The sequence below is a fragment of the Candidatus Nitronereus thalassa genome, assembly GCF_032191465.1.
Classification (GTDB): Bacteria; Nitrospirota; Nitrospiria; order Nitrospirales; family UBA8639; genus Nitronereus; species Nitronereus thalassa.
On record NZ_JAQOUE010000001.1, the window covers coordinates 836,154 to 850,871 of the forward strand.

A 14,718-nucleotide genomic window follows, 5' to 3' on the forward strand; every position below is an offset into this window, starting at 1 on the left:
TTTGGGCATTGATTTTGCCTATTTTTTTCATTACGGTAAGGGATTGCGTCTCACTCAATGAAGGAAATATTCATGAAACATCTTTTACATTCCGTCCTTATCCCCTTTATTCTCATGAGTTGCCTGATCCCTCAGGTCTTGTTGGCCAAGGAAACCGCAAAAGACCTGGCCTCAGAATCGATGGAGGAATGTCAACGTGGTCGCTCAGCCGATGCACGGCATATCCGGCTTGCCCACTTTGAACGAGCACAAGAACTCGCCGAACGGGCCGTTGCTTTAAATGATCAACTGCCCGATGCCCACTACTCGCTCTTCTGCACCCTTGGGGAACAATTACGGATTGATGGGGAAAATCTCATGTCGGCATTTGGTTTTCCCAAAATGATGGCGGAATTGAATCGGACCTTGGAGTTAAATCCTAACCATCTGAGCGCGATTTCTTCCAAAGCGACCTTCCTAGTAAGACTACCGAGCCTTTTTGGAGGGGACGTCAAAAAAGGCAAAGAACTTCTTCGACGGGTCATTCGCGAAGACCCCAAGTGCATCAATGCCCGGTTGACCTTGGCTCAAGTTCTCGCCGATGATGGGGAATACGCCGAGGCTATTGCCTTAGCCACCACGGCACTGAAATTCTCAGAAGAATCTGGACAACAAGATTTTATTAAGGATTCGAAACGGATGTTGGCTCGATTGCAATCGAAACATCTTGTTTCTCGGTAAGTCGTTCAGGCAACTCCAACTATTACCAGTCTTTCCTTACCCCAATCCTTTTTTTCATTCTTTTTCAGGACGGATAAGAATAGCTCTCACAGGAGCACCCTCGACATTTTCCAGCGGTATAGGAAATCCAGAAAACTCATATAGGTCTTCTGCAATGGCCCTCAACTGCAAACACACAAACACAGGGATATTGGCCTGAGCCAAAATCGTATGGGCAGGAAACGCGTCCAAGTTCTCTGAAGAATCCAGGCTATAATAATCCCACCCAATTGAAAGGGGCTTTAATGTCGTGAGATATTGCGCGGCCTGGCTTGATAGAACACATCGTTCCTTCAAAAAGACTTGCCCATTCAATAGAGTCCCGTTGTCCGTCTTGAAAAAGATATGATGTCGGGGTGGGATCGCCTTCTTTTCCACATCCGCTTTATCAATAATTCGTTTGCCCTCTTGTCCAATCACCAATGCCTGTCCGTAAAAGCACGACAGCGGCAACTCATCCACCATCATTCCTTGAGACAAAAAATGACCGGGAGCATCCACATGCGTCCCCACATGGCAACCCATGCTCACCCTTGACACCGTTAGAGAATTACCCTGCTTGAGGTCTGACACACGTTGGATTTCAGGAGGTAAATCTCCTGGGAATACTAACGTGCGGTCTGATAAGGGAAGGGTGATATCAAGGAGTTTTCGCGGGGAGCATGACACCAAGAGAAACTACCACATCCGGACGGTGAAGAAAACCTCCACGGTCGCCTAGGCTTTTCCCCATAACTCCGCCAATCGCGCATCCCGACCACACGCCAACCGATAGAATTTATAACGAATCGGGTTCGTTTGATAATAGTTTTGATGATAGTCCTCAGCCGGGTAGAAGGTTGTCGCTTTGGTAATTTTCGTCACAATAGGCTGCGGGAATGTTTTGATGTCTTCGATCTCCTTCTTGGATTCTTCGGCCTGCTTTTGCTGTTCTTCGTTGTGATAAAAAATCTCGGGTCTGTACTGCGTCCCATGATCACAAAATTGTGCATCCGATACCGTCGGGTCGGTATTTCGCCAATAGACTTTTAACAATTCCCGATAGGTGATTTTTTTCGGATCATACACAATTTGTACGGCCTCGGTGTGGCCAGTCCCTCCCGCCGATACTTCCGGATATGTAGGATTCTCTTTGTGTCCTCCGGTGTAACCCGAGGTAGTCGACACCACGCCTTCCAGTTCATCAAACGGATGTTCCATACACCAGAAACACCCACCAGCAAAGGTCGCCTTGGCAAATTCCCCTTCGGCTTTAGGGTTCTGGCTCATTGTAGGTAGAGAGAAACACAACACCAACAAGCCACTCAACCCAAGCCACCCAAGCCATTTATAAAGTTTCATTTTTGCCCTCCTTGTTAATACAGCACTCTACGGTCTATACAGATTTTGCTGTCAACATTTTGTCACTGTGGTTGCTTCTTCTACCACATCATATTTACAGTCTTAAACTCGGGACCAGCGTTACAGTCGTACATAGAGTATTCTACCATGTTGAAAGTCTCATCTCGGAACCCCTAATGGCGTCTTCCCCCCCTAGTGGTTTATTGCCGGATCATATCCGCCCAGGAGTCAAGGTGCTATTTGTTGGTATAAACCCGGGATTACGATCGTCTCAATTAGGCCACCATTATGCGGGACATTCCAACCGGTTCTGGAAATTACTTTATGAGGCTAACTGCGTACCCTCCCCTCTTACCTATCATCAGGATGGACAACTGCCCACCTGGGGCTATGGCCTGACCAACATCGTGGATCGGCCAACCTCAGGTACCCATGAGCTGACGGCTCTGGATTTTTCCAAGGGCCGTCAAGCACTCTTGAAAAAAGTGATGCGATACCGGCCCAAACTGGTTGCGTTACTAGGACTCACTATCAGGAAGGCATTGTTTTCAGCAATTCACACAACGAAGCCTGGAAAAAATAAGCCGAACTCTCGACCCACGGTGGGCCTCCAAACAGAAAAGTTTGGGGGAGCTTTGGTGTTCGTACTCCCCAATCCCAGTGGCAGGAACGCCCACTACTCATATCACGAAATGCTGAGACTATTCCGCCAGCTTCATCGCCTGAACCGACGCCTCTAACCTAAAGGTACCTCTAAGAAAACTCTACCAAGTTGGGTTTGACATAAAACAAAAGGATCAGTCCTACCAGCATCATTGCCGCAATGGAAAAAACCCCAGCCATTCGATCATAGGGTGCCGCCAAACGAATTTCCAACCAACGTCCACATCCCAATAGCACCCCCAACACCCCCATGGACACATGTGTACTCTGAAGAAGAAATTCCTCCTTGAGTTCGCCAACACTATGTGAATGAGTCAGCAAAATGATGCCGCCCACAATACATAAAATGGGAAATACAAATTGTACCTGTTGATGTTTCAGGACTTCATTTCGAGCCCGCCATTCAAACCATCCTAGTCCAAATACCACAAGGGCCGCTAGCCAATGCTGAACAACTTCCGTGTCCTGCACACTATCAATAAATCCAATTGGACCAATTGGCCAATGGTCTGGATTGGCAAAGACAAATATCAATACCGAAAACCCAATAAACATCAACGGCCAAACACGGGCCCAGCGAAATCCTCCCAACCGATCGAATAACGCGACCATGGCCATGGCAATTACCACAACCCCTGAAAAATTATGGTTGAACCGATCCCAACTCATATCTTCCTTCTTACCCATCTCACCCGTTCGTAAGTCCGTTAATTCCGGGGCGTCAATAAAAATTAATTCAGGCCCGGCTAACCTTGGAACCTTGGGGTTATACATCGTCCACATTTCCGCTGGTGTCGCAGTTGCTTCGGAAACATCAACAGAAGGAGGGAATCCGGTCAATGAAGCAGCGGTAAAGAGTAAGCCTATGGCCAAAATAATCTCCACCTCAATATAGGCTGGCACACGTTGAATCATGATGGCTAATTGACCTGAACGTTTCCATTCTCGAGCCGCAAAAAAATTCAAAGCCGCCAACACTATCACGCAAAAGAACAACCCGACTTTGACCGCCACCATATTGCCGTATCCTGTCCCGATCAACTCACTCCACCCACCCACATAGCTCCATGCCAAATACACTCCAGGAGCCATAATAAGAACAACGCAAGCCATTCCTACCGGAGAAAATCTCGACACCAACTCCGCCCAAACTTCAGGATCACTCTTCCCAAGACCTTGCCTTAACAGCAATAAATGGGCAATGCCACCTGCCCAGACCGTTGCGCCAAAGACATGAATGACCGTCGCCACCATTAAGGGTCCCCCCCCCTCAAGCCGACTCGCGGCATGGCTAAGCCACCCTTCGTTCACCAGTAATGCAATAACCCAGACAAAAACTCCAAGCCAACCACTCCAAGAGAGCAAATGCTTATTAACGAAACCTAAAGATCCCGCTAACCCAAGGAGGAGCACCACACTAATCACGCTATACTGAAAAACCTGGGTCTGGGAAAATGCGGTAAACGCTGAACTGCCCATGACATGGGATAGGGCCAAGGGTTTCAGCAGGAGCTGAAGCCCACGAAGTCCCGCGAGACACAAGGTACCAACGAAGGTAACGGTTAGCACACGGTGAGCACCTGCACCAAGGACGGCACGATTGTCATGGGTGATTCGAAGGACAGCTAGGACACAGGCAATTCCCCCCAATACTAAGGCAAGGGCAATAAGGGCTACGCCATCAAGCAAGGCGCTGATGAATTCTAGAAGATCTGACATGGAATCCGTTTATTCGGCGAGAATGGTAAATCGAATGGACCCTTCGGTCACATGACCATCGGTAGCGAGTACCTGAAAATTTACACGGTACACTCCAGGCAACAAGGGAGGAACTGTTGCGACAATACGCTCCACCGTCGAATCTTTGGTAATCGTTAAGGCTTGTATGTGATTTTCAATGTCAACCAACGACACTTGAGTAATGGAAGGCTCTAGCGCGGCATTGAAACGCAACGATATGAGGGTTGGCGAGGTCTTAAGAATCGCCCCATGGGATGGGGACGATTCAATGAGGACGCCATGTCCCCATGAAAGCGTCCAGAAGCTCGAGGCCAAAAGCAAACTCGCCAAACCAGAGACCCACGGGGACATCATCGCTCACCCTCCAGAATTATGAGTGATACATCGAGCCAAGACATTGATGGAATTGAACGCTGCCTGTCCAATAGTTTCTTAGGCTCACCAAATGTTCTACAATCAGAAAGGGGCATTGATAATTTTCGAAAATCTCGTTTTCCTGGCTCGGCGAAGACTACTGAACCGTTCATATCGAATACAAGTAAGATATCGATTTTGAAAAAATATTCAATTACCCCTTCTGCAATGAAAAACTGAAATCAAAACACAACACCAGGCACCTACTTTCAGAGGATCCCTGTATGCGAATTAGAAACCAAACCCACATCCTTCTTTCTTGCACCCTGCTCTTAATCGGCCTTCTGCCAATAATGGCCATCGGAGCGGAGCCCTCATTATTATCAATTGCCGCAGAAAAGGCCAGACATGCCACCGTGGGCATTTTAAGCCCAGAGGAGGAACGCGCCACTATTTCCGGTCCCGCACCTTTTTCCGTTAGAGGATCCGGAACCCACATTGGCCAAGGCTATATCCTGACTGCACGCCATGCCATTGAACATCAGAAAGGTGGCAAAACTCTTGCCGCCGAAGCGATACAGGTCATTACAGAGCATTTTCACGAACTCACAGCTACATTTATTGGCATCAATGAATTTCTTGATGTCGCCCTCTATCGAGTCCCAGAAGACACTCTTCCCGACATTCCAGGACAAGTCACCTTTGCTGAAAGTGAAGCTTACTCAGGGGATAATGTTTTCACCGTGGGCTATCCATTGGGGTGGGGGCCAGCTTTAAGCTTTGGACGCATCGGCAATCCCCATACGTTTCTTACCACTATTCAATCCAGGCTCCTGCAAGTGGACTTGTCCGCATGTAGTGGAAACTCCGGTGGGGGACTCTTCAATACCAAAGGTGAAATAGTCGGAGTGGTCCATGCCATCATTCAAACCGAACATACGCAAGGAGAACGCCGTTGCAGTCGTTTTGCCTTTGCCGTTCCAGGCCTTATTGTGCAAAAAATTGTTCAATCTCTTATCGAGGGTCACTCACTGAAATTTTCTACACTTGGCATTTCCCTCAACGTTGTTAAACAAGACCGACACTGGGCCATTGCAGTGAAAAATGCCACGGGTCCAGCTCGACGAGCCGGTTTCAAAAAAGGGGATATTCTTCTGGCAATCAATCACCAACCCATTCACTCCGCCGCACAATTAAAAAATTATTTAATTGAACATACCCAACCAGAACAGAACATCACGATTACCATTCTCCGAGAACAGGAGACTCTCAATTTAAACGTCATATTAGGGGAATCATAAGCTCTCCTCCCCGTGTCATCGCCGGGAAAAACCAAGGGCGATTCTCCCTATACCAACCCACGCATAAAACTATTTTTCCATCACCAACTCACAGGATTTCATAATATCTTGTTTTAAAGACGGCTAACCTTCCTCAAAGAGAGTTCTCATGAGCCTCTTGCTCACCAAGTTTATCCTAGCTCTGCTAAAGATCAATTTATAACTATCCGAAAATAAAAGGGAATTTGAATTTATGATTAGGATTTCTCTCTAAACTTTTACAATGAACCTACCTTGCCACAAAAATTTTCGATAGTTTGAATATGGCCTCAATCACCACATACGGACTTCCTCCCCGGATTGAAGAAATCCTCGCGACAAATGGAGAAGATCTTCCCATTCTTCGTCAATCCTGCAAAAGTATCCTGGAATGTACGGACCGCGAAAATTCAAATGCCAGTGATGTCAGCCAAGTGGTCATGCGCGACCAAGCTCTCATGACCAAAGTCATCAAATTAGCCAACAGTGTGGTGTATGCCACCATGACGTCAGTGACCACGGCATTCCAAGCCGTAAGAATCGTGGGATTCGATGTGATTCGAGCCATTGCGATTGGGGCAGAATTAGTAGAACAAGCAGATGAACGAGGAGGAAATTCCAGGGAATTAAAACGGCTTTTGGCACAAGCCTTGGTGTCGGCGACCGCCGCCATGGAATTGGAAGAGGCCAGTCGACATAAAAACAGCAATCTGTTTACCAGTACTATGCTCTATACATTGGGTGATCTCGTGCTTGCACATTATGTCCCGGATGTGTACCACCGGTTGGAAGTCGCCCGGCAAACAGACCCCACGAATGTTTCGGCCCTGGAAAAAGAAGTATTGGGCATACCGTTAAAAGGGCTTGCCACCATTATTTCTAAGGAATGGGGATTACCAGCCAATATCATTCAGGTAATTCAAGCCACACCTCCACCCATGGGGAAAATGTGGGGAAACCCACAGGAAAAACTTGTTGGGATTGTCTATTCGGCCAATGAATTAGGACGATGTTGGTTATCCCCACCCTCGCCATTCAATCAATCAACCATGAGAAAATTAATCGAAAAAATTCCTCAGTCCCTGGCTCTTCCTCCCCAGGCCATGAAGACCATTATACTAAACACTTTTACCAAAGCTGCCCAATTTGCTGAAGCCGTGAATATCGAGCGAAAATTTTTTCTGCCGCATAGCCAATGGGGAAAGTTGCCACCCCCAAATCCTTATGTTGGCTTGATGACAGACATTGCCAAAGTGACAAAGGTCCTCAAACAGCGTGTAGAAAAACATGGGTTGCCGCCCCTCAGTCATGAAATCGAGGCCAGTTCCGCAGCGTCAGTCGCACCATTACCCAGACAAGATCTTTTTGTCTGGTTGCAAGAGTTTAGTTTACAAGCCCTTGGGACACAAGACGCCAATCGAATTCTCCATCTCGGAGCGGAAGGATTGCACAAAGCCGGTCAATTTGAACGTGTGGCTCTCGTTCTTCTTTCACCAGAAACCGGAATGCTTGAACCTCGTACTGGCCTTGGTGCTGGCGTCAAAGAGCTGTTACCGCTTTTTCGATGCCCTCTGCACAGCCAACACCTGCTCGCAACAGCATTTAAGGGGTATGAGCCAAGGAAAATCGATGACCTCAAGGCCGAGGTTCAAATGGGAAGACTTTCCGAAACTTTTCTCAATCAATGGGGAGAGACAACTTGCTTAATTGGTCCGCTCATTGCCAAAGCAAAACCTGTTGGGGTCATCGTGGCAGATCGAGGCATCACGAAAACCCCCATTACCGAAAATGATTACTCCACCTTTATGATGGTTCTTGCACAAATCAATATGAACTTAACTCGACTTGCGACAGGCTCCCACTCCAACTAAACCTGCCTTCCCTTGTCCACGCACTAATGTCTCTTTTTAGTATATTTTTTAAGGAAAGGCATGGAAGGAGATAACTCGCAATGTGAAAACGAGGATGAGACTTTTTCTGGCGATTCGAAGTTGTTAGTTATCCGTTAAAATCTAGCGCCCCTCATTGGGGTCTGGGACATACTCGTCCACTCGATCGATAAACCATAGCCCCTCTTCACCCTTCACTAGAGAATACAACTCATCTTTATTAGCCGACCCCATCCAAGAAGAAACCCGAACACGTAGTATGACTCGAGCCTGCTCGCCTCGTATGTCTTCATAAAGGACGCGACCCTTGCCATACTTCATCTTCAGCCCTTTGAGAATGAGTTCCTGGCCTTCAATCCAATCTTGTCGTGAAATCCCCTGTCGAAAAGTCAAGGTTGTCATATTCGCCGCCCGGTCCAAATTGTCTGGATAGACCGTCAGCCACAATTGCACAACCTCACTAGGGGTTAACGAGGACGGCTGTGACCAACCGCCTACAGGGACTACACACAGGATGAGCAGGGTGCAGACAACGACAAGTTGCCAGCTTGGGGAGAAATATCGGTCTTGTGCTTCGATCATAGCTCAATGACCCCTTGGTAAAGATACCACTGATTCCTTGTTCTTTTACCCTAACACCTCTCAGGTCTGAACACCAAACCCATTTACTGCCAAGCCCCATATTGTGTTTCTTCCTATCGACATACGACTCAAGGGATACATAGCCAGTATCCTCATCGGAGGGTTTGTTGCAGCGCTTTCATCTCTGGGACAAGGTCTCCTCCCCCACTCGACCGACCAGAGACCGCCGCATCAATGCCAGCCTTGAGTATTTCGTGGGCTTCTTCCTTTCTTCCCAATCCTGCTAATGCACGACCCAACGCAAAATGTGAAGCCACATGGATGGGATCAAGTTGCACAGCCACCTGAAGATGCTCCACAGCCTCGAGTAAATCTCCGCCGGTTTGCATAATTTTATCACCCAATCCATAGCGTCCCAAAAATCCATCAGGCTTCTTGGCAACCATTTCTCGAAATATCTGAATATCCATGAACCCTCCCAAAGGAAAATATTAAGGGTCATCATAGCATCATTCCAAAGAATTCATCTAGAAAATCAGACACACGATTATTCAGATACGATAGGATGAGACTCTCCCCTTTACCTTGACCCTCCTGCTAAGCGACCAGTATAGTCCTCAAAATTACGATCGCCTCATTTTTAACTTTGGTAGTTGTTATGGCACCCCTTGAAGGAAAAAAACTCGGGCTCCTGCTCTCCACGCCTCCCAGCCATCCTAATGCTGAAACGGTGTCACAACTTAGCAAAACTGCTCAACAAGCCAAGGTACAAGTCTACTTGTATTTAATTGATGAGGGAGTGAAGAATCTTGAAAATCCAATTATTCGGGAGCTGACACATTCTGGGGTTAAATTGAGCGTCTGCGCATATGGATGCCAACAACACAAGGTTTCTACTGAAGGCTATGGCCAAGATGTGACATTTTGTGGCTTGGTGGTTCTCTCCCAAATTGTCTCTGGATGTGATCAGTTTATTGCCTTCAATTGACCTCCCCACAACGCTCTCCAATATAATGGAGTCCTTATTTCAGGCTTCACGAACGCTAGGAAATTTTAAAAAAATAGGCAATTATCCCCTCACGGCATGTATTAGGTAGGTTTATCTAGTTTATTTTCTTCGGTTGGGGGTTGATCTTTTACTACGCTCTCTATTATTTCCTCTAGGATTTCTTCGTCAATTTCTTCTTCCGTATCCTCCTCAGACGATTCTTCACTTTGAGCGTCTTTAAAAAGGTCTGTTTGAGCTTCTTCTGGACGTAATGGCAATGCCGACAAACCAATTACGTTAATTCCTTTTTTCTTGGCAAATTTATCAATATTTTCATCATCAGAATATATCGTTGTTGCACCCTCCACTTTTGCTATTGCTACAATTTGTCGATCATATTTGATTTTTGCCCATGTTCCTGCTCCACCATCTTTTTTATCTCCACTATTCAATGCGGCCTTAGTCATAGCTGCTACTTCAATGGCAGCCTTAATATCAAAAGGAATTATGCGAAAAGCAGCACTAGAGTTTAATTTGGAAAGGTAGCCTGGACCAGCCTTGTCACTATGAACTAATAATTCACTTAAAACAGGCGTTGGAACAATGATCTTAGTTTTTTGCTTTTCCAGCTTTTCGACAAGATAATCGACGCGTTCTTTTGCATCTTCGATTGGGTTTTTAGTCGCAGGATCTATAGGCGCAGAAGTATCAGGGGAAAAGAGCAGTAAAAGAATGGCTGTATCAAAAACAACCATTAAGGCTCCTCGTTATCATTGCGAAGACGCTCTATCTCTTCCCAAGGATTACTTATCTTGTCCCATTGGCTACCCTTTACATTCCGAAGCTGTGCCACCACAGCACTTAATGGTTGGCTGTCTAATTCCTCGAAACTATCTATCTTAAATGTCTCTAGAAGCCATTCTCCATCTTCATTGCGAGACCATTTCCCTGTTCCCTTTACTCGCAATTCTTGGCCAAACATATAATGCCCCAATTCTCTAGCCACGTTCCGCGTTGCTTCACAATGTTCATAAATAATGTCACCGGATTGAAGATGTACGGGGACTAACTCCCTTTTTCCTCCAATTCGTATAACAATCCCATCAAGAAAACCTTCTTCTCTGAATGGGCCAAATTTTTCTTTCTGTGGAGTATCACGGCCTGGAAATTGAATGATTTTGGCTCCACCTTCTTCCAGAACAGCCCCAATTCCATTGTCATCTCGGAGTCTATTATTAATTCGTTCATATGCCTTCATTGCATCTTGCGGTCCTTCTAGGGTCCCAACTTTCCTCATCCGTTCTTGAACTTTGGGGAACGCCTCATAATCTACTCGCTGGATTAATTGAATACTTCCACTTTCTAGTCGATCAAAATGGACATACGGCTCTTCCCCAAGCATATTAGCCAAATCACCCATATACTCGACTAAGCGAGCCATGGGTATAGTGTCTGGCGTATAAGCGTCTATAGTAAATCGTATTTCGCGCCACTTCTTCATAGACAGATGTTTGGAGTTAGTGTCTTCCGTTTCCATAATTTTCCCCTACGCTAGACGAAGTTTTATATTACGTGCTATCATCAGTTTTTAAGATAGCCGCATAGGGTGAGCAATGAGACAAGAAACAAAGAAGAAAAAAACAGAGGAGGCTAAATCAGTGCCAGCTGGTTCAGCCCCTCTTACGAAGGAGTCATTTAACTCTTTTCTTCGGAAGGTCACTCAGCCCTTGCCGAAGTCACAACCCGCGAAACAAACGCATTAAACATCCCCGCCGGATTGTCCCGTCTATTATACCGGAAAGCATATTCGTCAAGATAGTTCTGAAGGTACTTATCGCTCACTGCGTGATAAACTCCATTAATTCCACGCTTTACCAAACTCCAAAAGCCTTCAATGTTGTTGGTGTGAATATCGCCCATCACATAGACCTTGCTGGCATGATGAATGCGCCGATGGTCATACCCCATCTTCGGTAATTTATTGTAACTCGGTAGTTCATCTGTGTATACGATAGTCTTAGGTAGCACTCGCTCCGTGACAAAGGGAACAAGAGTGTTTGCTTTAACATTCTCTACCTTCTTGGCTACAACTTTGCCTTTTCGCTGAACGGCACCGACCACAATAGATTTCCCTTCGGCTCCGCGTCCACGTTTGCCTTTTCGCTTTCCGCCAATATAGGTCTCATCAACCTCAACTGATGAACCCTCCAAGTTGTAGTCTTCGCCAAGCATGGAACGAATTTGCTTGTACATTCTCCATGCCGTTTTATAAGTGACGCCAGTTTCACGTTCAATTTGTTTGGCCGAAACCCCACACCGAGTAGACGCCATTAGATACATGGCATAAAACCAGTTATAGAGTGAGGTAGAGGATTTTTCGAGGATGGTTCCAGCCAGTGGAGAAACATGGTTTCCACAAAACTGACAGGAATATTTAGGCCGATTGGTTAACCGATGATGCTTGGTGACTCGATTACATTTCTTGCAATGAATCCCATTAGGCCAACGGGACTGCATGAGCCATTCCAGACAGGCTTCATCATTGGGAAAATCTTTTTGAAATTGTTTGAGCGTGTAGGTTTTCACTTTCTTGCCCTCCGTTACCTACACTAATAACAAATACGTTACGTGCTGTCAAGGGATAATTACCAAAAAATATACTGACTTAATCGAGAGAAATTTGTTCATTTGAGATGGCATTGAAAAACTTGCGGGAATATCCCGTAGGAGGCCGGAAATTACGATAAGGCGGAAAAGGTCGAATAATCTTCGTTGGTCTGAAACATTGGAATGAGTTTGGAAAAATTTACATTTTCCAAAATATTTCTTACCGTGTCTTGGGGATTCACGACAATCACATTTCCCTTAAAATCCTGGAAAGCCTTCACCATGAGAGCTAATACCCCTAAACCAGCACTATCAATAAAAGAAACCCCTCGCATATCTACAATCACTCGCCTCGTTTGGGCTTCCTGATATTTTTCCATGACATCCTTTAACCCGTTCCTTGCAAACATATCCAGCCTTCCTGAAAGAACAAGGACGGGCACTCCCTGGGTTTCTCGCTCTTTTATCACCATGGCAACTTTAAAGTTCCATTGTTGGTTCATCCAGTCTGCTTAAGCGATATAGCCATATTTTCGTATCTAGAAATACTTATCGGCCTGCCATGCCCATTCTTAATTTTTTCAAGAGGTTATTTAAATTCGGACAAACACATTTTCCCATTGGCTCAAAAATAAAGCTAAACTTCCCTTTATTTTCAACATGTTAGAAGAGCATGCTTATAACAAAATGAGAAAGGGAATATAAACCTGGTAACCAATAAGGGACTAGGCTCGATGGCCATAGAGGAAGGTAATATTAATTCGACGCGATTCATAGTCATCGCGAAAATGACAGGTATCGGACTCATGAAAAAGATCAGAGTTAAAAATCAACGCACGATTTTCTCGATAAGGAACCGTCACGGGCCTGGCACCACTCGACTGTAAAAATTCCATAATTTTTGGTTTATATTTTGTATTATTGTAGATTTTAAAGTCCCAATCTTTGGGTGGCTCTTTATCCCAAACCGTCAACCCTCCGCAGGAAAGATCTAAATTGGCCTCATTGGGTGTAATCCAAAAGTTCACATTCACGGCCGCAGCATCGGCATGAATGTTGAGCGGTCGCCGTTGACTATCTTGTTTGAACGCCCAAGCCTGAAGCAACGGATGGTTGTGAAAAATTCCAGGAAACTCTTGCCGCAACTCTTCAGCCACTTGCAATAACAAGGGCGAAGAAAACCCATCACCTAACATCGCCCCAACATATCCCTCCACATAGTCTTTTTTCCAAATGGTCGACTCTAAACAAAACCGACGCAACGAAGTTAACGCTTCAGGCCTGAGCAACTCATCGATACAGATAATTTCAGGATGACTCTTCTGATATCGCCGCTGAATATCTTCTCGATCAAGATGAGGATTTAAGGCTCCATTAGGTATCGCAGGGCTTTCAGCAAAATGCAAAATTCGGTTAAAGGAAGGAGCAAGAGTCTCTGCCTGAGAAGCACTCACCGCAAATGGATGATTTCCTTCCTCATCACTCACCACATGCTGCTTTAACACCTGTAGCATTTCCGAATAAGACTCTTTCGTGGATAAGGAAATACCCTGACGATGGAGATAGTCCAGTTGCTCTGCATCATGTTTTATTCTGGAGGGGTATACATGGGTCAGGCGGACGGAATGCCCATGATTTTGTATAAGATCTGCTGATTTTCTAAATTGCTTTAACGCATTGTCTCGCTGACCTTGACATAACTGCATCAAACCTAAATTTTGATGAGCCTTGGCATACCCTGGGTTGATCTCAATGGCTTTTTGAAATTCGGTGATAGCACTCTCACATTGACCACGTTCGGCATACACCATTCCAATATTATTATGGGATTCAGCATTGTGAGGATTTACCCGTAAAGCCTGCTGATATGCATCAATAGCACCATCAAGGTCGTGTTTTTCTTTTAACGCCACCCCCAAATTATTGAATCCCCCTGCATAGTCTGGCTGTATTTGGATCACCTGCTCAAAAGTGGATACGGCCGCATCAAGATTTCCTTGTTCGCGATAAACATTCCCCAGATTACTACGCGCTTCCACATAATTGGGCTTAAGATGAATAGCTTGGTGGTAGGCCTGTACCGCATCCTCCAGATTTCCTAACTTTTCACAAGCCAAGCCAAGATTATAATGATACAAGGGGGTTTTTTTGTTGTGTCGAATTGCATCTTCTATGAGAGTCCTCGCCAGACCATACTCACCCTGTTGATAAGTAGCTAATCCAAGCAAATGCAAGGCATCCGGATGTGTCGAGTTTTCTTCGAGAACCTGGCGATATAACGCTTCAGCTTGTTTAAAACGACCTTCACGATGATGAGACCTTGCCTCTTTTAGCCATTGAGCAACAGGCTTGGGATCCTTCCTTATCCCCGCTTTTGCACTGAGACGTCCCTGGCGCCTTCTTTCCGCACGATTCATTTATCTCTCTCCCAGGTTTCTATCTACAAGCAAGAAAGAGTAACTCCCGAAGAATATAG

Annotated in this window: 16 protein-coding genes; 5 read left to right on the forward strand and 11 right to left on the reverse strand. The window is 45.7% G+C overall.

Going from position 1 to position 14,718, the window contains the following annotated elements; all coding sequences use genetic code 11:
* The first annotated feature begins 72 nt into the window (after nt 1-72).
* The gene (locus PPG34_RS03985; protein ID WP_313831846.1) at nt 73-720 is read left to right on the forward strand and encodes a tetratricopeptide repeat protein; all 648 of its coding nucleotides are present in this window, start codon (nt 73-75) and stop codon (nt 718-720) included.
* Nucleotides 721-774: 54 nt separating this feature from the next.
* On the opposite strand, the gene PPG34_RS03990 is transcribed toward PPG34_RS03985, so the two are convergent.
* Entirely contained in the window at nt 775-1,428 is a 654-nt protein-coding gene (locus PPG34_RS03990; RefSeq protein WP_313831847.1) for a cyclase family protein, read from the reverse strand.
* Between the two features lie 48 nt (nt 1,429-1,476).
* Nucleotides 1,477-2,100, reverse strand: a complete 624-nt coding sequence (gene msrA, locus PPG34_RS03995; protein ID WP_313831848.1) for a peptide-methionine (S)-S-oxide reductase MsrA — start codon at nt 2,098-2,100, stop codon at nt 1,477-1,479.
* Nucleotides 2,101-2,276: 176 nt separating this feature from the next.
* Here msrA and PPG34_RS04000 point away from each other — a divergent pair, with 176 nt between their 5' ends.
* Nucleotides 2,277-2,840, forward strand: a complete 564-nt coding sequence (locus tag PPG34_RS04000; protein ID WP_313831849.1) for a mismatch-specific DNA-glycosylase — start codon at nt 2,277-2,279, stop codon at nt 2,838-2,840.
* A 13-nt stretch (nt 2,841-2,853) separates the two neighbouring features.
* Here the strand turns inward: PPG34_RS04000 and PPG34_RS04005 are convergent, their stop codons facing one another.
* Both PPG34_RS04005 and PPG34_RS04010 read right to left on the reverse strand, forming a co-directional pair.
* Entirely contained in the window at nt 2,854-4,482 is a 1,629-nt protein-coding gene (locus PPG34_RS04005) for a copper resistance D family protein (protein WP_313831850.1), read from the reverse strand.
* A gap of 9 nt (nt 4,483-4,491) precedes the next feature.
* A complete protein-coding gene (locus PPG34_RS04010; protein ID WP_313831851.1) occupies nt 4,492-4,857 on the reverse strand; it encodes a copper resistance CopC family protein in 366 nt (121 codons plus the stop codon).
* A 284-nt stretch (nt 4,858-5,141) separates the two neighbouring features.
* Between PPG34_RS04010 and PPG34_RS04015 the strand changes: the two genes are divergently transcribed.
* Together PPG34_RS04015 and PPG34_RS04020 are read left to right on the forward strand one after the other, a co-directional pair.
* On the forward strand, nt 5,142-6,158 hold the full coding sequence (locus PPG34_RS04015; RefSeq protein WP_313831852.1) for a S1C family serine protease: 1,017 nt from the start codon (nt 5,142-5,144) through the stop codon (nt 6,156-6,158).
* Nucleotides 6,159-6,460: 302 nt separating this feature from the next.
* Nucleotides 6,461-8,047, forward strand: coding sequence for an HDOD domain-containing protein (locus PPG34_RS04020; RefSeq protein ID WP_313831853.1), 1,587 nt, complete (start codon nt 6,461-6,463; stop codon nt 8,045-8,047).
* A 141-nt stretch (nt 8,048-8,188) separates the two neighbouring features.
* Here PPG34_RS04020 and PPG34_RS04025 read toward each other — a convergent pair whose 3' ends face one another.
* Nucleotides 8,189-8,647, reverse strand: a complete 459-nt coding sequence (locus PPG34_RS04025; protein ID WP_313831854.1) for a hypothetical protein — start codon at nt 8,645-8,647, stop codon at nt 8,189-8,191.
* 152 nt (nt 8,648-8,799) lie between these two features.
* The gene (locus tag PPG34_RS04030) at nt 8,800-9,117 is read right to left on the reverse strand and encodes a tetratricopeptide repeat protein (protein WP_313831855.1); all 318 of its coding nucleotides are present in this window, start codon (nt 9,115-9,117) and stop codon (nt 8,800-8,802) included.
* A 188-nt stretch (nt 9,118-9,305) separates the two neighbouring features.
* Between PPG34_RS04030 and PPG34_RS04035 the strand changes: the two genes are divergently transcribed.
* Nucleotides 9,306-9,635, forward strand: a complete 330-nt coding sequence (locus tag PPG34_RS04035) for a DsrE family protein (protein WP_313831856.1) — start codon at nt 9,306-9,308, stop codon at nt 9,633-9,635.
* Nucleotides 9,636-9,736: 101 nt separating this feature from the next.
* Here the strand turns inward: PPG34_RS04035 and PPG34_RS04040 are convergent, their stop codons facing one another.
* From PPG34_RS04040 to PPG34_RS04060, 5 genes are all read right to left on the reverse strand, one after another.
* The gene (locus PPG34_RS04040) at nt 9,737-10,390 is read right to left on the reverse strand and encodes a type II toxin-antitoxin system VapC family toxin (RefSeq protein ID WP_313831857.1); all 654 of its coding nucleotides are present in this window, start codon (nt 10,388-10,390) and stop codon (nt 9,737-9,739) included.
* Entirely contained in the window at nt 10,390-11,172 is a 783-nt protein-coding gene (locus PPG34_RS04045; RefSeq protein ID WP_313831858.1) for a hypothetical protein, read from the reverse strand. Before PPG34_RS04045 ends, PPG34_RS04040 begins: the two co-directional genes overlap by 1 nt.
* A gap of 179 nt (nt 11,173-11,351) precedes the next feature.
* On the reverse strand, nt 11,352-12,221 hold the full coding sequence (locus PPG34_RS04050) for an IS1595 family transposase (protein ID WP_313831859.1): 870 nt from the start codon (nt 12,219-12,221) through the stop codon (nt 11,352-11,354).
* 152 nt (nt 12,222-12,373) lie between these two features.
* Nucleotides 12,374-12,745 carry an STAS domain-containing protein gene (locus tag PPG34_RS04055; RefSeq protein WP_313831860.1) on the reverse strand — a complete coding sequence of 124 codons (372 nt, stop codon included), beginning with the start codon at nt 12,743-12,745 and terminating at the stop codon, nt 12,374-12,376.
* A gap of 222 nt (nt 12,746-12,967) precedes the next feature.
* On the reverse strand, nt 12,968-14,659 hold the full coding sequence (locus PPG34_RS04060) for a tetratricopeptide repeat protein (RefSeq protein WP_313831861.1): 1,692 nt from the start codon (nt 14,657-14,659) through the stop codon (nt 12,968-12,970).
* Nucleotides 14,660-14,718: the final 59 nt, after the last annotated feature.

What these genes read in the sequence shown, in the direction of transcription:
- PPG34_RS03985 (WP_313831846.1), top strand. Translation starts at nt 73, where the DNA reads ATGAAACATCTTTTACATTCCGTCCTTATCCCCTTTATTCTCATGAGT.
- PPG34_RS04030 (WP_313831855.1), bottom strand. Translation starts at nt 9,117, where the DNA reads ATGGATATTCAGATATTTCGAGAAATGGTTGCCAAGAAGCCTGATGGA.
- PPG34_RS04040 (WP_313831857.1), bottom strand. Translation starts at nt 10,390, where the DNA reads ATGGTTGTTTTTGATACAGCCATTCTTTTACTGCTCTTTTCCCCTGAT.
- PPG34_RS04020 (WP_313831853.1), top strand. Translation starts at nt 6,461, where the DNA reads ATGGCCTCAATCACCACATACGGACTTCCTCCCCGGATTGAAGAAATC.
- msrA (WP_313831848.1), bottom strand. Translation starts at nt 2,100, where the DNA reads ATGAAACTTTATAAATGGCTTGGGTGGCTTGGGTTGAGTGGCTTGTTG.
- PPG34_RS04015 (WP_313831852.1), top strand. Translation starts at nt 5,142, where the DNA reads ATGCGAATTAGAAACCAAACCCACATCCTTCTTTCTTGCACCCTGCTC.
- PPG34_RS04035 (WP_313831856.1), top strand. Translation starts at nt 9,306, where the DNA reads ATGGCACCCCTTGAAGGAAAAAAACTCGGGCTCCTGCTCTCCACGCCT.
- PPG34_RS04025 (WP_313831854.1), bottom strand. Translation starts at nt 8,647, where the DNA reads ATGATCGAAGCACAAGACCGATATTTCTCCCCAAGCTGGCAACTTGTC.
- PPG34_RS04055 (WP_313831860.1), bottom strand. Translation starts at nt 12,745, where the DNA reads ATGAACCAACAATGGAACTTTAAAGTTGCCATGGTGATAAAAGAGCGA.
- PPG34_RS04060 (WP_313831861.1), bottom strand. Translation starts at nt 14,659, where the DNA reads ATGAATCGTGCGGAAAGAAGGCGCCAGGGACGTCTCAGTGCAAAAGCG.
- PPG34_RS04010 (WP_313831851.1), bottom strand. Translation starts at nt 4,857, where the DNA reads ATGATGTCCCCGTGGGTCTCTGGTTTGGCGAGTTTGCTTTTGGCCTCG.
- PPG34_RS04005 (WP_313831850.1), bottom strand. Translation starts at nt 4,482, where the DNA reads ATGTCAGATCTTCTAGAATTCATCAGCGCCTTGCTTGATGGCGTAGCC.
- PPG34_RS04000 (WP_313831849.1), top strand. Translation starts at nt 2,277, where the DNA reads ATGGCGTCTTCCCCCCCTAGTGGTTTATTGCCGGATCATATCCGCCCA.
- PPG34_RS04045 (WP_313831858.1), bottom strand. Translation starts at nt 11,172, where the DNA reads ATGGAAACGGAAGACACTAACTCCAAACATCTGTCTATGAAGAAGTGG.